The sequence below is a fragment of the Micromonospora sp. WMMD737 genome, from assembly GCF_049179055.1.
GTDB classification, from domain to species: Bacteria; Actinomycetota; Actinomycetes; order Mycobacteriales; family Micromonosporaceae; genus Micromonospora; species Micromonospora reichwaldensis.
Genome location: NZ_JBMHMH010000001.1, coordinates 2632150 through 2653068 on the forward strand (window position 1 = coordinate 2632150; position 20919 = coordinate 2653068).

23 protein-coding genes are annotated in these 20919 nt (G+C 71.6%); 12 read left to right on the plus strand and 11 right to left on the minus strand.

The annotated features are described in order from the left end of the window. Positions 1–49 precede the first annotated feature (49 nt). A complete protein-coding gene (locus tag ACN27A_RS10485) occupies positions 50–922 on the plus strand; it encodes an aldo/keto reductase (RefSeq protein ID WP_421451966.1) in 873 nt (290 codons plus the stop codon). A 48-nt stretch (positions 923–970) separates the two neighbouring features. Here the strand turns inward: ACN27A_RS10485 and ACN27A_RS10490 are convergent, their stop codons facing one another. Then, complete coding sequence (locus ACN27A_RS10490; RefSeq protein WP_421451969.1) at positions 971–1801, minus strand: alpha/beta fold hydrolase; 831 nt, start codon at positions 1799–1801, stop codon at positions 971–973. A gap of 229 nt (positions 1802–2030) precedes the next feature. Then, positions 2031–2819 carry a TerC family protein gene (locus ACN27A_RS10495; RefSeq protein WP_421451970.1) on the minus strand — a complete coding sequence of 263 codons (789 nt, stop codon included), beginning with the start codon at positions 2817–2819 and terminating at the stop codon, positions 2031–2033. A gap of 191 nt (positions 2820–3010) precedes the next feature. Here ACN27A_RS10495 and ACN27A_RS10500 point away from each other — a divergent pair, with 191 nt between their 5' ends. The 3 genes from ACN27A_RS10500 (at position 3011) to ACN27A_RS10510 (ending at position 5634) form a co-directional block, all read left to right on the plus strand. Beyond that, positions 3011–4363 carry a pentapeptide repeat-containing protein gene (locus tag ACN27A_RS10500; protein WP_421451973.1) on the plus strand — a complete coding sequence of 451 codons (1353 nt, stop codon included), beginning with the start codon at positions 3011–3013 and terminating at the stop codon, positions 4361–4363. 52 nt (positions 4364–4415) lie between these two features. Next, positions 4416–4844 (plus strand): nitroreductase family deazaflavin-dependent oxidoreductase, encoded by a 429-nt coding sequence (locus ACN27A_RS10505; protein ID WP_421451976.1) that lies wholly within the window; start codon positions 4416–4418, stop codon positions 4842–4844. A 73-nt stretch (positions 4845–4917) separates the two neighbouring features. Continuing rightward, positions 4918–5634 carry a class I SAM-dependent methyltransferase gene (locus ACN27A_RS10510; protein ID WP_421451978.1) on the plus strand — a complete coding sequence of 239 codons (717 nt, stop codon included), beginning with the start codon at positions 4918–4920 and terminating at the stop codon, positions 5632–5634. 123 nt (positions 5635–5757) lie between these two features. Here ACN27A_RS10510 and ACN27A_RS10515 read toward each other — a convergent pair whose 3' ends face one another. Together ACN27A_RS10515 and ACN27A_RS10520 are read right to left on the minus strand one after the other, a co-directional pair. Further along, a complete protein-coding gene (locus ACN27A_RS10515) occupies positions 5758–5952 on the minus strand; it encodes a DUF397 domain-containing protein (RefSeq protein WP_421451981.1) in 195 nt (64 codons plus the stop codon). Next, entirely contained in the window at positions 5940–6749 is an 810-nt protein-coding gene (locus ACN27A_RS10520; RefSeq protein ID WP_421451983.1) for a helix-turn-helix domain-containing protein, read from the minus strand. Before ACN27A_RS10520 ends, ACN27A_RS10515 begins: the two co-directional genes overlap by 13 nt. A gap of 233 nt (positions 6750–6982) precedes the next feature. Here ACN27A_RS10520 and ACN27A_RS10525 point away from each other — a divergent pair, with 233 nt between their 5' ends. From ACN27A_RS10525 to ACN27A_RS10555, 7 genes are all read left to right on the plus strand, one after another. Next, positions 6983–7342, plus strand: coding sequence for a hypothetical protein (locus tag ACN27A_RS10525; protein ID WP_421451985.1), 360 nt, complete (start codon positions 6983–6985; stop codon positions 7340–7342). Next, positions 7339–7596 (plus strand): flavin reductase, encoded by a 258-nt coding sequence (locus tag ACN27A_RS10530; protein ID WP_421451987.1) that lies wholly within the window; start codon positions 7339–7341, stop codon positions 7594–7596. The genes ACN27A_RS10525 and ACN27A_RS10530 overlap by 4 nt, the downstream gene beginning before the upstream one ends. A 431-nt stretch (positions 7597–8027) precedes the next feature. After that, positions 8028–9485 (plus strand): pectinesterase family protein, encoded by a 1458-nt coding sequence (locus ACN27A_RS10535; protein WP_421451988.1) that lies wholly within the window; start codon positions 8028–8030, stop codon positions 9483–9485. A gap of 53 nt (positions 9486–9538) precedes the next feature. Next, positions 9539–9835 (plus strand): RICIN domain-containing protein, encoded by a 297-nt coding sequence (locus ACN27A_RS10540; RefSeq protein ID WP_421451991.1) that lies wholly within the window; start codon positions 9539–9541, stop codon positions 9833–9835. Positions 9836–9896: 61 nt separating this feature from the next. After that, positions 9897–10190: a transposase gene (locus ACN27A_RS10545; RefSeq protein WP_013289208.1), complete on the plus strand. Its 294-nt coding sequence runs from the start codon at positions 9897–9899 to the stop codon at positions 10188–10190. Between the two features lie 11 nt (positions 10191–10201). Then, positions 10202–11101 carry an IS3 family transposase gene (locus ACN27A_RS10550; protein ID WP_421448771.1) on the plus strand — a complete coding sequence of 300 codons (900 nt, stop codon included), beginning with the start codon at positions 10202–10204 and terminating at the stop codon, positions 11099–11101. Between the two features lie 35 nt (positions 11102–11136). Next, positions 11137–12300, plus strand: coding sequence for an RICIN domain-containing protein (locus ACN27A_RS10555; RefSeq protein ID WP_421451993.1), 1164 nt, complete (start codon positions 11137–11139; stop codon positions 12298–12300). Positions 12301–12408: 108 nt separating this feature from the next. Here the strand turns inward: ACN27A_RS10555 and ACN27A_RS10560 are convergent, their stop codons facing one another. The 7 genes from ACN27A_RS10560 to ACN27A_RS10590 form a co-directional block, all read right to left on the minus strand. After that, positions 12409–12867, minus strand: a complete 459-nt coding sequence (locus ACN27A_RS10560) for a hypothetical protein (protein ID WP_421451995.1) — start codon at positions 12865–12867, stop codon at positions 12409–12411. Continuing rightward, positions 12864–13310 (minus strand): hypothetical protein, encoded by a 447-nt coding sequence (locus tag ACN27A_RS10565; RefSeq protein WP_421451997.1) that lies wholly within the window; start codon positions 13308–13310, stop codon positions 12864–12866. Before ACN27A_RS10565 ends, ACN27A_RS10560 begins: the two co-directional genes overlap by 4 nt. A 306-nt stretch (positions 13311–13616) precedes the next feature. After that, positions 13617–13880, minus strand: coding sequence for a DUF6244 family protein (locus ACN27A_RS10570; protein WP_091076450.1), 264 nt, complete (start codon positions 13878–13880; stop codon positions 13617–13619). A 241-nt stretch (positions 13881–14121) separates the two neighbouring features. Continuing rightward, positions 14122–14340, minus strand: coding sequence for a GntR family transcriptional regulator (locus tag ACN27A_RS10575; protein WP_421458429.1), 219 nt, complete (start codon positions 14338–14340; stop codon positions 14122–14124). A gap of 247 nt (positions 14341–14587) precedes the next feature. Beyond that, positions 14588–15571: a hypothetical protein gene (locus ACN27A_RS10580; RefSeq protein ID WP_421451999.1), complete on the minus strand. Its 984-nt coding sequence runs from the start codon at positions 15569–15571 to the stop codon at positions 14588–14590. Next, entirely contained in the window at positions 15572–18169 is a 2598-nt protein-coding gene (locus tag ACN27A_RS10585; protein WP_421452001.1) for an FtsK/SpoIIIE domain-containing protein, read from the minus strand. Positions 18170–18332: 163 nt separating this feature from the next. Further along, complete coding sequence (locus ACN27A_RS10590) at positions 18333–19133, minus strand: SGNH/GDSL hydrolase family protein (protein ID WP_132236391.1); 801 nt, start codon at positions 19131–19133, stop codon at positions 18333–18335. Between the two features lie 198 nt (positions 19134–19331). On the opposite strand from ACN27A_RS10590, the gene ACN27A_RS10595 reads away from it, so the two are divergent. Next, the gene (locus ACN27A_RS10595; protein ID WP_421452004.1) at positions 19332–20864 is read left to right on the plus strand and encodes a M1 family metallopeptidase; all 1533 of its coding nucleotides are present in this window, start codon (positions 19332–19334) and stop codon (positions 20862–20864) included. Positions 20865–20919 lie beyond the last annotated feature (55 nt).

Consider the following 20919-nt stretch of genomic DNA (forward strand, 5'->3'; position numbering starts at 1 on the left):
TGGCTAGATTGGCCGCTGGAGACGGACGAACAGGATGGGGAATCCACGCATGGCGAATGACGCCGGCAAGCAGCCCGCGAAGGCCTCGGGGACGTACCGGATCGGGGGCGACCTCCAGGTCGACCGGCTCGGCTACGGGGCGATGCAGCTCACCGGCCCCGGCGTGTGGGGCGACCCGAAGGACCCGGCCGAGGCCGTGCGGGTGCTGCGACGGGCGTACGAGCTGGGCGTGACGTTCATCGACACGGCCGACTCCTACGGGCCCTTCGTCAGCGAGCTGCTGATCCGGGAGGCCCTGCACCCGTACGCCGACGACCTGGTCATCGCGACCAAGGCCGGCCTGACCCGCTCCGGCCCGGGCGACTGGCGTCCGGTGGGGCGCCCGGAGTACCTGCGCCAGCAGTGCGAGCTGAGCCTGCGGCACCTCGGCCTGGAGGCCATCGGGCTCTACCAGCTGCACCGGATCGACCCGCAGGTGCCGCTCGCCGACCAGCTCGGGGAGCTGGCGCTGCTCAAGCAGGAGGGCAAGATCCGGCACATCGGCCTGTCCGAGGTGACCGTCGAGCAGATCGAGGCGGCCCGCGCCGTCACCCCGATCGTATCGGTGCAGAACCTCTACAACCTGGCGGACCGCAGCGCGGAGGCCGTCCTGGAGCACTGCGAGCGCAACGACCTCGCGTTCATCCCCTGGTTCCCGATCGCCACCGGCAACCTGGCGCGGCCGGGCGGTCCGCTGGACGCGATCAGCACCGGGCACGGCGCGACGCCCGCCCAGCTCGCGCTCGCCTGGCTGCTGCGCCGGTCGCCGGTGATGCTGCCGATCCCGGGCACGTCGTCGGTGGCGCACCTGGAGGAGAACGTGGCCGCCGCCGGGGTGCGGCTGACCGACGACGAGTACGCGGCCCTGGCCAAGGCGGCCTGACGCGGCGCGCGGGGCGGGCGGCACACGGCCGGCCGCCCCACGCGAGCGCTACAGGGCGAAGCAGTTGGGGCGGATCGGCTGATCGCGCAAAGCCTGCCGGATCACCGTGTAGGTGGTGCCGTCGAGCACCAGGCCGAGGTGCCCGACGACCCGCAGGGGGCACGCCGACTGGATCAGCACGTTTGTCACTCCGTCGGCCAGTGTGGCGTTGTCGACGGGGCGCACCAGCTCGTCCTGGAGGGTGCGCACCGCCGTCCAGCGGACCGTGCCGGGGGTGTCGTCGCCTGCGTTGAGGCCGGCGAGGAACGACGAGCCGATCGACATCTGCTGGCAGGCGACGATGCCGGCGCAGCTGCCCAGGCCGAGGAACTTCACGATGTTGGCCACGTACGTGCCGTACTGCGGGGTGCCGAGGCTGACGTAGCGGTCGACGCTGCTGGTCCCGCCCAGGCTCTTGATGAAGTACCGGGACACCAGGCCGCCCTCGGAGTGGGCGACGACGTCGACCTTGGCCGCGCCGGTCGACGCGCGGACCTGCCCGACGAAGCTGCTGAACGCGCGGGCCGAGGTGGGGATGTCGCCGAGCCCGAGGTTGGGCAGCTGGTAGACCCAGACCCGGTACCCGTCGACGCGCAGCCGGGAGGCCAACGGCTCGTACGCGGAGGCGATGCCGCTGAGGCCACCGACGACGATGACGGGGTTACCTGCCGCGGCGGCGGCGATCTCGGCGGCGGTGCTGGTGACGCGTTCCCCGGATACGGCTGCGGTGGCGCTTGCGCTGGCTGCGGGCCGGTCGGGGGCCGCGACGGCGGCGGCGGGGGCGGCGAGGACGGCGGCGACCGTGACGGCGAGGGCGGGGGCGATCTTTCGGAGCAGCAAAGCTGCACCTCCCATGGAGGAACCCGGTGGCACCGGGCGGGGCGGGGGTGGTCCGATCGATCGTGGACACGATGATGCCCGCCACAATCCGGAAACGTCAATGGAAAGTTACGCGCGGGTAGCTCCCGCGTGGCCCCCGAAACATCCCGCGCCGCCCCCGCCCTCCGTCCACCCACGACGAACGCCGCCCCCGCCCGGATGGGCGGGAGCGGCGTCGGAGCCCCGTCGGTCAGCCGACCGGCGTCGTCGACTCCGGCTCAGGGTGGGCCTGGCCGTTCTTGACGTACGTCGGGTGCAGGTGCACCGGCTTCGCCTCCTGGCGCTTCTTGCGGGCCCGCAGGTTGAGGAACTCGACGAAGATCGAGAAGGCGATCGGACCGTACACGTAGCCCTTCGGGATGTGCTGGTCGAAGCCCTCGGCGACCAGGCTGGCCCCGATGAGCAGCAGGAACGACAGGGCCAGCATCTTCACCGTCGGGTGCTCGTTGACGAACCGGCTGATGGCGCCGGCCGACACCAACATGACGATCATGGCGATGATCACCGCAGCGACCATGATGAACAGCTGGTCGACCATGCCGACGGCGGTGATCACCGAGTCGAGGGAGAACACCACGTCGAGGACGAGGATCTGGGCGATCACCGCGCCGAACGAGGCGACCTTGCCCGACTTGGCGTGCTCCTCCCCCTCCAGGTGCTCGTGGATCTCGTAGGTAGCCTTGCCCAGAAGGAACAATCCGCCCAGTAGCAGGATCAGGTCCCGCCCGGAGATCTCCTGACCCAGCACAGTGAACAGCGGTGCGGTCAGCCCGATCACCCAGGACAGCGACGCCAGCAGGATCAGCCGCGTCACCAGGGCCAGCGAGAGCCCGATCGTGCGGGCGCGGGCCTGCTGGTGCTCGGGCAGCCGCCCGGCCAGGATCGAGATGAACACCACGTTGTCAACGCCCAGCACGATCTCCAGCAGGAGCAGCGTCGCGAACGCGATCCACAGCTCGGGACTGGCGAGAAACTCCATGTCATCCTCGTCTTTCGCGACCGTCGCCGGGTCGTCGCCCGGTCCCACAACCAATCGTCACCGCATGGAGTACCCCGCGCGGCCCGTCACCGCAACACGGAGCGGATCACGTATCGCCTACGTACCCGCCCGGCGAGTCCAGGTGGGACGGTGCCCCGCGTCGGCCCCGGCGCGGTGGCATGCTGTGACCCGTGCGCCCGACACCGCCCCGCGAAGAGCCGCTGCGGGTGATGCCGTGGTGGCTGGTGCTCGTCGGGCTGCTGGTCGCCGCGCTGCTCGGCTGGCTGGTGCTCGACTGGCTGCTCGGCGAGGCCGACCGCGCCGCCCAGCCGGACACCCGCGCGACGCTGCGCATCGACGCCATCCGCACCGGGCTGACCGTGGTCGCCGGCACCGGCGGCGGGCTCGCCCTGCTGCTGGCCGCCCGGCGACAGTGGATCGGCGAACGCGCCCAGCGGCACCAGGAGGCCGTCGCCGCGCAGGACCAGACGCACCGGGAACGGGTGCAGGCGCACGCGGAGGCGGTCGCCGAGGCCGGGCAGCACCACCAGGAACGGCAGGCCGAGGCCGCCGAGCACGACGCCGCCGAGCGCCGGCTGACCGAGCTGTACACCAGCGCCGTCGCCCTGCTCGGCAACGACAACGCGGCCGTACGCCTGGGCGGCCTGCACGCCCTGGAGCGGCTCGGGCAGGACAATCCCGCCCAGCGGGAGACGATCGTGGCGGTGCTCTGCGCGTACCTGCGGATGCCGGCGCCGGAGGACGACGCGCGCGAGGCGGAGGTGCGCCGCACCGCCCAGCGGGTCCTGACCCGGCACCTGCGCGCGGACGACGACGCCTACTGGCCCGGGGTCAGGCTGGACCTGACCGGCGCCCGGCTCGACGGGTTCGACGCCGCCGGCTGCACGCTGGAGGACGCGGACCTGACGGGCGCGGTCTGCGCCGGCACCACCAGCCTGGCCGGCGCGACCGTGCGCGGGCGGCTCTCCCTCGGCGCGACCTTCGCGGACCTGGCCTGCGACGACCTGCGCGGCGACGCCGAGATCGTCCTCGACCGCGCCCGGATCGCCGGTCGGGTCAGCTTCGACCGCGCCGACCTCGCCGGCGGGCTGTCGTGCCGGCACGCCACCGTCGCCCGGGCCTCCTTCCGGGGCGTCACCTTCCACCGGACGGCGAGCTTCGACGCGTCCCGCTTCACCGACAGCGCGACCTTCCGCGAGGCGATCTTCCTGAGCGGGGTCTCGATGGACCACGCCACGTTCACCGGCTACGCCGGGTTCCGCCAGACCCGCTTCGCGGACCTGGCCCTGTTCCGGTGGACCGAGTTCGGCGACCAGACCTGGTTCGAGCGGGCCCGCTTCGAGGGGGCGGCGAACTTCGGCCGGGCCCGCTTCCACGGCCCGGTGACCTTCGACGGGGCGACGTTCGCCCGCCGTCCCCTGGTGGACCAGGCGCGGGCGACGGCCGCCGGCTCGCACGCCTGGCCCGAGGGCACGACCGTCGCCCCGCTCGACGACGACTGGCTGCTGCTCACGGACCCCTGACCGTCCCGGCGCGGGGCCCTCGCCGTCGCGGCGCGACCGCTAGGCTGGGCCGATGGGGGAAACCATTCAGGACAGTCCGGTGGAGTGGGTGGCCAGCCACGTGCAACGCTACCTGGCGACCGACGGCGCCGACGGCGGGAAGTACCACGGCTACGACAGCCTGCTGATCACCACCCGGGGGCGCCGGTCCGGCACGCTGCGCCGCACCGCGCTCATCTACGGCCGCGACGGCGACCGCTACCTGCTGGTGGCCTCGAACGGCGGGGCGGCACGGCACCCCGCCTGGTATCTCAACCTGTGCGCCGACCCGCAGGTGGAGGTGCAGGTCGGGGCCGAGAAGTTCCGGGGCACGGCGCGCACCGCCACCGCCGAGGAGCGGCCCCGGCTGTGGCAGGCGATGACGGAGGTCTTCCCGACGTACGCCCGCTACCAGCAGGAGACCGAGCGGGAGATCCCGGTGGTCGTCGTCGAGCGCGCCTGACCGCCCGGCTGGCAGCTACGGCGCACGCGGTGTGCAGGAGCGCATCCTCGCCTCTCACGGGAATGGGGTCACGGTGACAACAGGTGACTACGACAGCTTTGCGAACGCCTATGCGGCGGAGAACGAGTCCAACCTCTTCAACGCGTACTACGAGCGGCCTGAGATGCTCCGTCTCGCCGGCGACGTGCGGGGTCGCCGGATCCTCGACGCGGGGTGCGGTTCCGGCCCGTTGTCAGCTGAGCTGCGCGCCAAGGGAGCCGTGGTCACCGGCTTCGACGTGAGTGCGGCCATGGTCGACCTGGCCCGCCAGAGGCTGGGTGAAGACGCCGACCTGCACGTGGCGGACCTGGGCGCGCCCCTGCCATTCGCGGACGCCGAGTTCGATGACGTCGTCGCGTCCCTGGTCCTGCACTACCTGGAGGACTGGTCCGGTCCCCTCGCCGAGCTGCGTCGCGTGCTGAAGCCGGGCGGTCGCCTGATCCTCTCGGTCATCCACCCCGCCGTCTATGCGATCGCGTACCCCAAGGCCGACTACTTCGCGCTGACGAAGTACTCCGAGGACTACGTCATGGGCGGTCGGACCGTGTGGCTGACCTACTGGCACCGGCCGCTGCACGCCATCGCGGATGCTTTCGCCGCCGCCGGGTTCCGCATCGCGACGATCAGCGAACCGCCCCCTGCTCCGGACACTCCCGCCGAGCTGCTTCCACCCGACATGAACTCCGGGTCCTTCATCTGCTTCCTCTTCTTCGTCCTCGAATCCGCCCAGGGGCCGCCTTGTCGATCATGAAAGCCGAATGACGGCGGCGACGAGGACGGGCGCGTGCCGTGGTTCGCCACGACGCACCACCAGCACATCGCCGAAGATCGACCACCACACGAGCGGCAGGACAGGCCCCGGGCGAGCCGGCTGTCAGGCGCGGTCGGTGAGCCGGGCGACGAAGGCCCGCCAGGCGGTCGGCGTGAAGACCAGCGCGGGACCGGCCGGGTCCTTCGAATCCCGTACGCCGACGACGCCGGGCAGGTTGTCGGCAACCTCGACGCAGGTCCCGCCGTTCGTCGACGAGCGGGACGATTTACGCCACCGCGCACCGGTCAGGATGTCCATGTCTTCGCCGCTTCCTTGAGCACGTCGAGTGATTGCCTGAGCGGGAGGGCTTCGCCTCGGACAGCGTCCCACGCCAGCCCCACGCGAGCAATCGCGTCAGGCTGCCCGGTGGTCTGTGACTCCAACTGGTGGTCCACGCAGCCCGCCCGCGAGCCATCGGGAAGATCGGCCAGGATAAAGGCTCCGGCCAATCCTGAGTAGATGCCAGCAGACAGCGGCACGACCTGCAACTGGATATGCGGCTGTTCGGCGCAGGTCAGCAGGTGTTCTAGCTGCTCGGCCATCACGTCGGGACCGCCGCACGCCCGCCGGACGACCATCTCGTCGAGCACCACGAAGAGCTGTGGGCTCGGCAGGCGGGCGAGCACCGCCTGCCGTTCCATCCGCGCCGCGATCCGCTGGTCCAACTCGGCGACAGGCGTCCGCGCCGCCCGGAAGGTCGCTCGGGCGTACGCCTCGGTCTGGAGTAGTCCCGGCACGAACGCGTGCTCGTACCAGCGCAGGGCGGTCGCCTCCCGCTCGATCTGTATCCACTCGCGTAGCCAGACCGGCGCGCCGTCGCCCTTGACCAGTTCGTTCCAGAGCGTCGTGAAGTATCCGCCGGTGTCCAGCGCCCTGTCGACGGCCGTCAGGTAGGGCGGGGTGGGTGGCTTCGTTCCGGTCTCGATCGCGCTCACCTGGGAGTCCGAGCAGAAGACCAGCTCACCGAGCTGCCCCTGGGTCAACCCGGCGGCCATCCGGCGCCGCCTCAGCTCACGAAGCAGGTACTCCGACGGCGAGATTCCCACGGCTTCCACACCCTTCCACGAGTCTCCGCACCGTTCTCTCCCCGCCCGAAACCGCGCGTTACGTTCCGCGATTGAGCGGTGACTGTTCCGAGCCTAGGGGCCGTGCTTCCAGGGTGGAAGGAGGACGGCGCGCCCGGTGGAATCGGTCCCCCCGACCCTGTGGGCGCGCACGTCACGGGGGTCGCTGCTGGCGAGCATCCGCAGCGACCCCCGTTCCCCCTCACCGATGGAAGGAGGCGTCCGTGCCCGTGCCGAGGCCCGCGAATGCCGTACCGGCGTCGCGCTGGGCGACGCGCCCCGCCGCCGCGACGGCCAGCACCCGCGAGGACGGGACGCCCCGGGTCAGCCCCGGCGTGTACCTGCTGACGCGCGAGGCGTCGCCGCAGTTCGCCACGCCGATCACCGTGCGGGTGATCCGCGAGCGCACCGACCTCGTCACCTACCACGGCTGGACGTGGATCGAGGTGTACCAGCTCGACGCGCGCGGCGACGCAGTCGAGCAACGCGAGTTGTACGTGCGGCCCGACGGGATGCGCCCCACTCAGGCGCCCTCGGCGCAGCGGCGCGCTCCGGCCCGGCGCAACGCGAGGACCAGCAGGTGAGGACGCCCGTCCGCGACCACGTACCGTCCCGCCCGACGTGGCGCTGCCGGGCCTGCGGGATCGCCTGGCCCTGTTCCCCGGCGAAGCTGCTGCTCCTCGCGAGGTACCGGGGCGACATGCCGGGGCTCATGCTCCACCTCGTGACGCTGCGCGAGGAAGCCGCCGCCGACCAGTTCGCGCAGCACTACCCCGGCGCGCAGTCGGGGGACCTGCACAGGCGGTTCACGGACTGGGTGCCGGTCCGCTCTCACTGACGTCTGCCCGGGATGGGTGCTCGCCACGTACGCGGCGACCCCGATCCCGGACGTGTTCGCCGGCCGTCTGGTCGACCGGGCCCGTGACGTGCTGCGCACCACCCTGGAGATCGTCCGGAAGCCCGCCGCCCAGCAGGGGTTCGTGGCGCACCGTCACGTGACCGTCCGGAAACATTTCTCTGACTTTTCGTTGTCGAACGGCCGGCTGCGGCATCTCCTGTTCGACGCCACGGCCGTGGGTGCTGTCCGGGCAGCGCACCCACGCGATGTGGTCGCCACTTCCGTGGTGGGGGTGTCGCCTGGGCAGCGCACTCGCGCCACGACCATCCGTGCGGTGATCCCGATCCATGGAGGCAGCCCGCGTGAAAGCACGGACGCGGGCGCAGTGGACAGCCGCCGAACAGGGACAGAGAAGGTAGGGAAGCGACAACATGCAGCGGACAAGGACGTGGCTTCGACTGGCCGAGCTCGGCGCGGTGCCGGTCACCGTCGCGGGCATCCTGAGCATCCCGTCGGCCTCGTCGGCGGCGGCGCCGGTCAGCAACGGTGTCTACACGTTGGCGAGTGCGTCGAGTGGCAAGTGCGTGAACGTCATCGGTGCGTCGACGGCCAATGGAGGGTTGTTGGGTCAGATCGCGTGTGATCCGGCTGTCGGTGCGCAGCAGTTCCGGGTGGTGGCGCAGAGCGGTGGGTTCGGTCTGGTCAACGGCAACAGCGGTAAGTGTGTCGACGTGCCGTACTCGTCGACGGTATCGGGTGAGCAGTTGTGGCAGTGGGGTTGCCATGCGCAGCCCAACCAGACGTGGACGTTCACCGCGTCCACCGCTTCCACGGACCGCTACCTGATCCGTAGTGCGTCCAGTGGGCTGTGTGTCAGCAACAAGGACGGGTCCACCTCCGGTGGCAACCCGATCGTGCAGGAGCCCTGCTCGGACATCTCCCGGATGCAGTGGCGGTTCAACCCCGTCGGCTCCACCCCGCCGCCCACCACCCCGCCGCCAGGCGAAACCCCGACGGTGGCGGCGGACGGCACCGGCCGGTACCGCACGGTCCAGGCCGCGATCGACGCCGTGCCGACCAACAACACCCAGCGGGTGACGATCACCATCAAGCCGGGCAGCTACCGGCAGGTCGTCCGGGTGCCCTCGAACAAGCCGCACATCACCCTGCGGGGCCTGGGATCCGGCCCGTCGAACACGGTGCTGGTCTACAACAACTCCGCCAACAGCCACGGCACCTCCGGCAGCGCGAGCATGTTCGTCGACGGGGCCAACTTCGTCGCCGAGAACCTGACGATCTCCAACGACTTCGACGAGAACTCGACCAGCAGCGGTCACCAGGCCGTCGCGTTGCACCTCAACGCGGACCGTGCGGTGCTGCGCAACGTCCGGCTCCTCGGTGACCAGGACACGTTCCTGGTCAACGATCGGACGCGGGCGTACATGGTCAACTCCTACGTCGAGGGGACCGTCGACTTCATCTTCGGTGGCGGCACGATCGTCATCGACCGCTCCACGGTCCACGAGAAGCGCTCCACCGGCGGCACCATCACCGCGGCCAGCACGCCCGTCGAGAAGGCCTACGGCTTCCTCTTCTACCGGTCGACGATCACGGGCACCGGGAGCAACAACACCAACCTCGGCCGACCGTGGCGGCAGGGCGCCCAGGTCCTGTACCGCGAGTCGAACCTGGGCTCGACGATCAAGAACTCCCAGCCGTGGACCAACATGGGCGACTCCACCTGGCAGAACGCCCGGTTCCGGGAGTACCGGAACACCGGATCCGGCGCGGTGATCAACAGCAACCGTCCCCAGCTCACCGACGCGCAGGCCGCGAGCTACACACCGCAGCGGTACCTGGCCGGCACCGACGGCTGGAACCCGATGTGAGCGCCCCCACGGCCATTCCCACACCACCACCATCCAACGGAGCAGAAGTGAACATGAAACGGATCGTCAAGCGTCCCAGGCTGGCCGCCGCCATGACGGCCCTGACGGCAGTTCCCGTGGCCCTCGTCGGCGTCGTCGTCATCGGAGCGTCGGCCTCGTCGGCGGCGGCGCCGGTCAGCAACGGTGTCTACACGTTGGCGAGTGCGTCGAGTGGCAAGTGCGTGAACGTCATCGGTGCGTCGACGGCCAATGGAGGGTTGTTGGGTCAGATCGCGTGTGATCCGGCTGTCGGTGCGCAGCAGTTCCGGGTGGTGGCGCAGAGCGGTGGGTTCGGTCTGGTCAACGGCTGAAGTGACCCCCTGAAGCCGGACACCTCCTGACTTGGCATTCTGCCGAGGAGGAGGAAACGCTGTGGCTCGACAGAGCAAGTACCCCGAGGAGTTCCGGCGCCAGGCCGCGGCATTGGTGCTCGACTCCGGTCGCCCGATCCGTGACGTCGGTCGGGAGTTGGGCGTCAACCACGAGACGCTGCGCAACTGGGTCGACCGGCTGCGGCAGGAGCGCGACGGCGGCCGGCCCAGCGACCTGGCCGCTGACGAGCGGGCCGAGCTGATCCGGTTGCGGCGCCAGGTCGCCCAGCTGGAACTGGAGAAGGAGATCCTGAAAAAAGCCGCGGTCTTCTTCGCACGCGAGACGGAGCGGTGAACCGTGCCGACGTGTACCGGTTCATCGACGCGGAGAAGACCACCTACCCGGTCCGTCTGCTCTGCCGGCTCCTCGGCGTCGGCCACAGCGCCTTCTACCAGTGGTTACGCGCCGGCCGGCAACGCGCCACCGACAGAGAACGCCACGACCACGCCCGGGTCGAGCTGACCCGGCAGGCCTGGTCGGAGCACCGCGGCGTCTACGGCGCCCGCCGGCTGACCGCAGAGCTGCACGAGCGCGGCCACCGCTGGAACCGCAAAGCGGTAGCGAGGCTGATGCGCCTGGCCGGCATCGAGGGCGCCCACCGGCGCCGACGCGGCAAGCCCCGCCGCAAAGCCGCCTCGACCGCGACCGCCCCGGACCTGGTCCAGCGGCAGTTCAGCACGACCGCACCGAACCGGCTCTGGGTCGCCGACATCTCTTACCTGCGCACCTGGGAAGGCTTCCTCTACCTCGCGGTCGTGGTCGACGCCTACTCCCGCCGCGTCGTCGGGTGGGCAATGGCCGATCACCTGCGCACCGAGCTGATCCTCGACGCCGTCGGCATGGCCATCCAGCACCGCCGACCCGCCCGCGAGCAGCTGGTTCACCACTCCGACCGCGGAGCCCAGTACACCTCGTTCGAGTTCGGCCGCATCCTGCGCTCCTGCGGCGTCCTGGCCTCAATGGGTTCGGTCGCCGACTGCTACGACAACGCCATGGCCGAGTCGTTCTTCGCCACCCTCAAGACCGAGTTGGTCTATACCCGGGCCTGGCCATCGCGGCATGAACTGGAGATGGAGGTGTTCTCCTACATCGAGGGCTTCTACAACCCTCGCCGTCGGCACAGCCGTCTGGGTAACGTCAGCCCCGACACCTACGAGAAGCTCCACCAAGAGTCCCTGACAGACATCGAGGTGTCCGGCCGATAGGGGTCACTTCAGGCAACAGCGGTAAGTGTGTCGACGTGCCGTACTCGTCGACGGTATCGGGTGAGCAGTTGTGGCAGTGGGGTTGCCATGCGCAGCCCAACCAGACGTGGACGTTCACCGCGTCCACCGCTTCCACGGACCGCTACCTGATCCGTAGTGCGTCCAGTGGGCTGTGTGTCAGCAACAAGGACGGGTCCACCTCCGGTGGCAACCCGATCGTGCAGGAGCCCTGCTCGGACATCTCCCGGATGCAGTGGCGGTTCAACCCCGTCGGCTCCACCCCGCCGCCCACCACCCCGCCGCCGACGGTGCCCTACCCGAACAGCCCGGACGGGTTCGCCGGCGCCGCCGGCACGACCGGTGGGGCGGGTGGCACGACCGTCACCGTGACCACCCAGGCCGACCTGGAGCGGTACGCCTCCGCGAGCGCCCCGCACATCATCCGGGTCAACGGCACGATCAACGTGACGCCGTACGGCAAGGAGATCCCGATCAAGTCCAACAAGACGGTCGTCGGGGTCGGAAAGAACGGCAACATCGTCGGCGGCGGGTTCTTCCTGGGCGTCGGGACCAGCAACGTGATCATCCGGAACCTGACCATCCGGGACACCCGGATGGCGTCCGACGACCCGGACGACAAGGACTTCGACTACGACGGCATCCAGATGGACACCGCCGACCGGATCTGGATCGACCACAACCACATCGCCCGGATGAACGACGGCCTCATCGACAGCCGCAAGGACACCACGAACCTCACCGTGTCATGGAACGTCCTCGCCGAGAACAACAAGACCTTCGGCATCGGCTGGACGACCAACGTCACCGCCCGGATGACCATCCACCACAACTGGATCAGGGACAACCGGGTGCGGATGCCCAGCACGGACAACGTGGCGTACGCCCACCTCTACAACAACTACATGCAGAACACCGGGCAGGGAAACTACTCCCGGGGCGCGACCCGGATGGTCCTGGAGAACACCTACTTCGACAAGGTGACCGACCCCTACTACAAGGACTCCGCCGCGCAGCTGCGGCAGAGCGGCAGCATCGTGGTCAACAGCAGCGGCAAGCAGCAGACCGGCGGGGACGCGTTCAACCCGTCGAGCTTCTACTCGTACCGGCTCGACCCGGCCTCGCAGGTCCCCACCATCGTGAAGACCTACGCCGGGCCGCAGTCCGCGATCGGTCTCTGACGAGACCGTGCAGGCGGCCCGCCCGGCTGGTCGGGGCGGGCCGCCTGCACACGTCTGCCGGGCCGGTTGTGATGCCGGTGGACGTGCTGCGGCCGGTCGTTCGACGCCTTAGCTGACTGGCCCATCCCGATCCGATACCGCCACGACTCCGAGCGCCACCGCCAGAAGCTGCCTTCCGTCCGCCAGGTCGGTGGCGAACACCATGTTGACGGCGACGCCAGGCTCAGCGAGCCAGAATGCCTGGGAGCCGTCACGAAGTCCCGCAGACTCACCGTGCGCGAAGTCGATCAACGGCCAGTCGTCAGGGTCGCGCTCGTGATACTCGGTGAGAAAGTCGCGCAACGCGGCGAGGTCGGTCAGCCGCTCGCCTCGCATGACATGAACGCGCAGGTCGACCTGATGACCGTCGTCGGTCTGCCGCTCCCAGACCCGCGTGGCGAACCGGACGTCGTCCCATTCGCTGGCGAAGTCGGAAACCTCGGTGCCGATGTCACCCGGCACCTGCCGGATGTGGAACCCGTCCAGCACCCCACCGTCACGCGTCACCGGCTCGGACACCCCGCTCATCCCGCCGCCTCGATCGCCGCCTCCACCTTGTCCAGATAGTTGAACCACCACTCGCCCTCATTCGGCTGGGAAGCAGCGGCGAGCAGGTTCGCCGTGACCACAAACGGAACGGCAGCCGAATCCGGACCATTCCCCGTCACCACCGGGCTTCCGGTCGATATCGCTCGCAGCAGGGAATCGACCTCGGCAGTTCGGATCCCGCTCCACCGTTCCTGCTCCGCGATCGTGCGGGAAATCTTCGTCACCTGGTCGGCCGAGGGCATCCCCTCATGCACCTCGAAGAGCACGGCAGCCGCCACCGCGAGGCTGAGTTCCACAGCCTTCGTCACAGTCGCCTCGTCCCCGAGCGATGCCGTTGCCGCAGCCAGACGGTCGGCATCCTTGTGGACCGCCGCATCTAGGACAGATCTGACCAGCGCCTCGACATGGTCATCGATCTTCATCGACACTACTCCGATCTCTCCGCTTTGCTTGCCATGCCTTGTACGAGCCGACAGTTGTGGCGGCAGCCAGGACAGTGCCGGCGAGCGCCTTCACCACAGGCGGCAGGAACTCTTGGAACGTCGCATACGCCGCCGCCGTTGCTGATGTCCACCAGGCGATCGACTCGCTGGAGACACGCTCGCGTGGGCGAGCGGGAGGAGCGGCCTGCCCGCGAGCACCGGCGTCAAGCCTTCGGGGAATGGCCGGTCGAATCACTGGTCTCGCGACAACGGGTGGCTGACTGGTGCCGCCGCCACCACCCGAACTCAGTTTCCCAGTGCGTGCACCTTGGCGATTGTCTCCTGCACCTGCTGCTTGGCCGGCTCACTGCCCTGAGCAGCCCTCATGAGCGCTTCCCGATACGAGTCGATCATGCCGATCAGTGGTCCGGCGCCGATGCCCTGCAACGCGCCCGCGACGAGTTGCCGCGCCTCGGCCGCATCCTGGGCAGCCGCCGCCGTCTTGGCTTTGGCCTCGTCCAGCTTCTGCGACGCCGCCGCCAGTCTGGCGATCATCTCCGCTGCGCTCACGTGCCCTCCCCCGATCCACCACGAATGACCGTCGCGTCCCCGCACGAGCCACGACCACAGAGGAGAGTACGAGATCAGCGCACTGAGCGCGACCGCGTGATCACCTGAAGACAACACCGACGATTAGATCTTGGAAATGCGTCGCCCTCCTGAGGGCCGAAAGCTGCCAAGATCTACAGGGATTCCCACAATGCGGCCCGGATCGTTCAGCGGTGGCAGTGCGGCACCACACGTTCGGACGTCACTCGTCTACGACGAAGACGCCCACCCCGGGAACACCGACGACCAGCCCTTCGGCCTTCAGCGTCAGCATCGCGTTGCGCACCACGATCGCGGATACGCCGTGGATCTGGCAGAGCTCCGACGTGGACAGCAACTTCTCGCCTGGCGGCAACTCGCCTGAGGCGATCTGGCCGCCGCCGACCTGGTCGTCGCCGACACCAGGCGGCACGACCGACAGGCCAGAGCGGGCCTGCCGCGCAGCCGACAGCACCGAGGAAGCCGGCGTGGATGTCGACCCGACGCTGGCGGAGACGCTGCTCGGCGCGGCTTTGGGCGAGCGCCCGCCGCCGCCCGGCACCGCGGCAGCGGTGACCGCCGGCACGGTGCTGCTCCTGGCGCTGCTGGAGGACGAGGGGCTCACCTCCGCCGAGCTGGACGCCTTCCTCGCCGCCACCGAGACCGCCGCCCGGCGCGACGGCGCGGCGTCAGCGCAGGGCGCGGAAGATCAGCAGGTAGCCGCAGTAGGCCAGCGGGACGGCCAGGAAGCAGACCAGGATGCCCAGCAGGGGGTAGCGCGGCGGCGTGCCGACGACCACGGCGGGAGTGCCCCAGCGACCGAGGATGAGCCACCCGGCGATCAGCGACATGGCGGGCAACCCGGCGCACATCCACGTGTAGAGCGTGCCGAGACCGAGCGCCCCGATGCCGGAGGCGAGCACCATGACCAGCATCAGCAGCACGCCGACGCCGGCACAGCCGAGATAGACGGCGAGCGCCCGGGCCATCGGTGACCAGCTCGGCAGCAGCGCCGGCCGCTGGGCCAGCAGCTCGACCTGCTGGCCCAGCCGGTCGGCCTCGTCGGCCCAGCGCCGCGCCGACTCCAGCTCCGCCACCGGGTCCAGCTCCCCGGCGCGCGGCGTGGGCACCCCGCCCGGCACCGCCAGCGCCGTCTCCCCCGGGCTCCCCTGGGGGTACGCCCCGACCCCCGGCCGCCCCGGCACGGCGGCTGCGCCGCCGACCGACCCCGTCCCCGGGGGCGGCAACCCGTGGGGCCGCCCGGCCGACGGCACCCCGACGGCCGACGGGCCGCCCGACGTCGGCGCAGCCGCCACCGGCCCGCCCAAGGTGGGCGCAGCCGCCACCGGCCCACCCGACGTGGGCGCAGCCGCCACCGGCCCACCCGACGTCGGCGAGCCCGGCACCGGCCCGCCCGACGTCGGCGCGCCCGGAACCGGGCCGCCCGGTGGGGTGCCGGGGGCGGGCTGGCCGGGGGGCGGGGGTGGACTGCCGATCGTGTGGCCGATCTGGTCGAGGCGCTGCCCCTGCGCGGTGAGCCGGCGGTCGAGGTAGTCGACGGCGGCGTGCAGGTCCCGCTGGCGGGCCGACTCGGCGGCGGCGCCCTGCTCGCCGGCCTGCCGCTGAGCGGCGAGATGGCGGGCCAGCGCCGCGTAGTCCTCGAAGGTGGACACTCAGCTCTCTCCGTCCGGCGGGTGCCCGTCGCGGGTGAACGGCACGATGAGGCGTACCCGCTGGTCGTGCCGGTCGACCAGCAGCGCCCGGTCGGCGCGCGGCTCGTAGGCCAGATCGTGCACGCCCAGGTGCAGCCCCAGCTCGGCGCCGGTCACGTTCAGCGCGACCAGACAGGCCACGTCGTCCCGGTTCTGGGTGCCACCGAGGTCGTCGGCGAGCCGGCGCAGGCCGCGCCACCAGCCCAGCAGGTGCACGCCCCGCCCCGGCCCCTGACGCAGCAGGGCACGCAGATCCTCGTGGGCGGAACGGAACGTCACCGGATCAGCGGCGGCGAGCACGGCGGAGGCGACGTCCATCCCGAACACGACCAGATAGCTGCGGGCCGATCCCGCGCCCGTGGATCCCGCCGCGCCGGCCGTCGTGTCCGGGCCGGGCGCCGCGTGCGGGGCGGCGGCGGGCGCGGCCAGCGCCACGATCCGGTCGCGCAGGGCGTGCGCGTCGAGGCGTTCCACGGTGTGGCCGGCGGCCACGAGCGCGGCGGCGGTGTCGTCGACGGCCGGGTCGGCGGCGGCCACGAGGGGTGCGAGCAGGAACTGCGCCTCGCCGGGGCCGTGCTGGCGGGCGAGGCTGAGGGTGGCCGCGCGCAGCACCTCGGCGGCGGTGACGGCGGTGCCCACGACGGCCAGGTGCCGGCCGGGGCTGGTGTCCATCATGAACAGCGCGGACGTGCCGTCCATGTCGACGGTGCGGCCGACCAGCGCCAGGGGACGCCGGCCGCCGGGGCGCAGACCGGCGAACGTGGTGTCGTCCTCGACGCGGGCCCCCTCGTAGCCCCGGAACACCGACGGCGGGCGGGCACCCGCCGGGCGGGCCTGCCACAGCTCGTGGCGCAGCCGGGCCAGCACGCCGGATTCGGCATGCGCGTCGGGAAAGCGGACGAGCGTGTCGGCGCCGGTGGCCCCGGCGGCGGTGTTGAGCACGGCCGTGCCGACGCTCAGGGTGGCGGCGGAGGGGTTGTCGCGGTCGAGCACGCCGCCGCCGCCGGGCAGCGCCACCCGCAGGGCGAACTGCCCGAAGACGGCCTCGGCCCGCCCGTAGAGGGCCTCGATGCCGGTCGTGCTCTGGCTGGCCAGCACCAGGTGCACCCCGTAGGAGCGGCCCTTGCGGGCCAACTCCTCCAGCAGGTCCACCGACTCCCGGGCGATGGCGTCCCGGCCGGCCAGCAGCACCTGGAACTCGTCGACCACCGCCACGACCCGGGGGGCCGCGACGTCGGCGGGCAGGTCGGCGAGCTTCGTGACGCCGTGCCGCTTGAGCAGGGTGGCCCGGCGGTTCAGCTCGCGGCGCAGCTCGCGCAGCACGGCGACGCCGTACTCGCGGTCGCTCTCGATGCCCACCGCGCGGGCGTGCGGCAGCCAGGCGGGGTCGCGCTCGGTCGGCACGAACTCCGTGAAACTCACGCCCTCCTTGAAGTCGAGCAGGTAGAGCTGAAGCTCGGCCGGGGAGTAGCGGGCGGCCAGCCCGTAGAGGACGTCGAGCAGGAAGACCGTCTTGCCGCCGCCGGTGCGCCCGCCGACGAGCCAGTGCGGGGTGGCGTCGTCGAAGGCGACCGCGACGGCGTCCCGGCCGGCGCGCCCGACCACGGTACGCAGGCCGGCCCGGCCGGACTCCGTCCACCGGTGCGGGGGCAGCAGCTCGGCGAAGCCCACGGCGGCCTGGCGGCGGACGGCGGCGTCGAGGTGCTCCGCGAGGGCCGACACGGCCGCCGGCGGCGGATCGCCGTCGAGCAGCACCGGCACGGCCAGCCCGCTGCCGTCGGCGCTGAACGGCGCGCCGGGCGGGTCGCCGACGTGGGCGTACCCGTCGGGGGTCAGGCGCAGCGCGGTGGTGGTGCCCAGCGGCGGCGGTGGGGTGGCCGACGGCCCGGACGACCAGCCGCCGACCAGGACGCAGACGGCGGCGGCCGGGCCGGCGTGGGTGAGCGCGGCGAGCCGGGCGGCCTCCCGGGGCGACGGGGCGGACGCGGCCACCACCAGCAACAGCTCCTGGTCGACGCGGTCGCCGTTGCGGGCGGCGCGGGCGTGCCGCTCCGCGTCGTCGAGCAGCGCGGCCACCTCCGCCTCGGTGGTGGCGGGCGGGTCGAGCACCCCGGCGTCGACCAGCGGGCGCAGCGGCCCGAAGGTGGCCCCGAGGGCGGCGGCGTCGAGCCCGGCGACCCGCAGCCCACCGGGCGGCGCGGTGGCCAGCATCCGCAGGACGACGGCCCGCAGCAGCGCTGCGGCACGCGGGTCACGGGCGTCGACGTCGACGGACAGGTGGTGACCGCCGCCGAGGGGCACCAGCACGGGGAATCCGCCGCCAGCGGTGATCGCCTCACCGAGGCGGACCGGCCGGGGCGCACCGGTAAGTGGGGTGCCCGGGGCGGGGGCGGCGAGCGCGCCGCCGACGCGGGCCAGCCGCGCGACCAGGTCGGGGTCGGCCGTCGGTGGGGCGGGCGGTGGCGCGGCACGCCACGCGGCGCGGGCGTTCTCGAGGTGGACGCGGGCGGCCCGGTGGGCGGCGACCGCCTGCCCGTACGCCGACGCGAGCCTGCCCACTTCTCGCTCCCGTCGCCGTCGTCCCACCTGATCCACAAGGACCCTAACGGACACCGGCGACACCGGACAGTGACGAAGCCGGGCGCGTCGGCTGAGGTGTGAGGAAGGTGCCCTTCCTATCGCTGAGGCGATAGGAAGGGCACCTTCCTCACATGCGGGGCGGTCAGCGGGTGACGGCGTTGAGGGCCGGGAGGTAGCCGTACCGGTAGCCGTCGGCGTCGGGGTGGTACGCCTCGATGACGCCGCTGACGTCACGGATCCACGGGTCGGCCGCGCAGACCCCGTGCCCGGCGAAGTAGGGGCGGGTGTCGGCGAACGTGGCGCCGGCCGCGGCGGCCCGGCCGGAGATGACGGTGGCGAGCACGTCGGCGGCCTCGTTGAGGATGGTCCGCTTGTAGGTGCTCATCGCCAGCAGCCCGCAGGAGCCGGTCTCGAACAGGCGCGGGTAGCCGAGCACGATCAGCCGCGCGTTCGGGGCCCGGTTCCGGATGGCCGCGTACGTGGCGTCCAGCCGGCCCGGCAGCGTGGTGGTGGCGAACGCCTTCGACTCGTTGACGGCGTTGGTGCAGCTCGACGTGCTGCCGAAGCGGCAGCTGGTGATCACGTCGGCGAAGCCGGCGTCGTTGCCGCCGATGGTGATGGTGACCAAGGTGGTGCTGGCGCTCAGGGAGCCGACCTGGTTGTTGATGACGTCGGAGGTGACGGCGCCGCCGCAGGCGGGGAACGTGAAGCTGGTCACCGCGTTGGCGGCGGCCCACAGCGGGGCGTACGACTTCTGGCTGCGCAGGCAGGTGGACGGGTCGTACGGGCCGGCGCCGACGCCGGAGGAGTAGGAGTCGCCGAGGGCCACGTAGTTGACGGCTGCGGCGGCCTGGGCGGTGCCGGGGGCGAGCAGCGCGCCGAGGGCGGCGGTGGACAGGGCGACCAGCGCGGCGAGGGCACGGGCCAGCGGGCGGTGGGGCATGAGGGGACCTCCACGGGACAGGGGGTGGTGGGCCCGGTGACCGCGCGCGTGGCCAGGGACGGGGCTTGTTACCAGACGGTAAGGCTATCGAAACATTCAGATCAATGGAATGGGTCAGATCGGGCGACGGGACCAACATGTTCACGATCGTCGATTAGGTTGGCCGGTGCGTACACCCCGACGGAGGGAGTCCACCCCGTGCGACGCGCTCTCACGGCGGCCATCGCCGCCCTGACCGTCACCACCGCCGGCGGCCTGGTCGCCGGCACCCCCGGCCAGGCCGCCCCACCGGCCCTGGGCCGACCCGTCCCCGCCGCCGCACCGCAACCCGGCGGCCCGGGACTGGGCGACAGCTACTTCCCCGACTACGGCAACGGCGGCTACGACGTCCAGCACTACGACGTCCGGCTGCGCTACGACCCGGCCAAAGACCTGCTCACCGGCACCACCACGATCCTGGCCCGGGCCACCGAGGACCTGTCCCGGTTCAACCTGGACTTCCTGCTCGACGTCGAGTCGGTGCGGGTCGACGGCTGGCAGGCCACGGCCACCCGGGAGGGCGTGCACGAGCTGGCGGTCACCCCGCGCCGCGCGATCCCGGCCGGCAGGCAGCTCACCATCGTGGTGCGCTATTCGGGCGTGCCGTCGGAGACGCTGGTCGGCGGCTACACCGGCTGGACCCGCACCGCCGACGGGGCGATGGTGGTCAACGAGCCGGAGTCGGCCTGGTGGTGGTACCCCAGCAACGACCACCCGCAGGACAAGGCCACCTTCGACGTCTCCGTCTCGGTGCCGACCGGCGTCGAGGTGATCAGCAACGGCGTCCAGCCGCGCCCGCCGCTGGCCGAGGCGGGCGACCGCACCCGGTGGAGCTGGCGGACCACCTCACCCACCGCCACCTACCTGTCCTTCCTCGCCATCGGCCAGTACGACATCGTCACCGACACGGCGCCGAACGGGCAGCCGGTGGTCAACGCGTACAGCGCCGGCCTCGGCGAGCTGGGGCCGGCCGCGCGGGCCAGCATCGGGCGCACGGCCGAGGTCGTCGAGTGGTGCAGCGGGATCTTCGGGCCGTACCCCTTCGAGGCGCAGGGCGGCGTGGCCGGGCCCGTCGACGGCATCGGCTTCGCCCTGGAGACGCAGACCCGCCCGGTGTACGGGCCGGGCTTCTGGCGCCGGGGCGCCAACACCTACGTGGTGGTGCACGAGCAGGCCCACCAGTGGTTCGGCAACTCGGTCTCGCTGACGGACTGGAGCGACATCTGGCTGAACGAGGGCTTCGCCTCGTACGCGGAGTGGCTCTGGTCGGAGGAGCAGGGCGAGGGCACCGCGCAGGAGCTGTTCGACTTCACGTACGCCAGCTACCCGGCCGACGACGGGTTCTGGCAGGTGCCGCCCGGCGCGCCCGGACCGGGCAGGATCTTCGACGCCGCGGTCTACGACCGGGGCGCGATGACCGTGCACCAGCTGCGGCTGGCCATCGGCGACGAGGCGTTCTTCGCGCTCCTGCCGGCCTGGACGGCCGCGCACCGGCACGGCAACGCCACCACCGCCCAGTTCCAGGCCCTGGCCGAACGGATCTCCGGTCTGGACCTGGACGACTTCTTCACCACCTGGCTGCTCACCCCCGGTCGGCCGGAGGTGGCCGGCGCGGCCCGCAAGGCCGGCCCGCCGGCCGAGCCGAAGTCCTGGACCAAGCTCCGCGAGTCGCACCAGCTCCTGACCCGCTGAGCGGTACGCCGGTGCCCGCCCGGGTCTCCGGGCGGGCACCGGCGGTCGCGGGCGA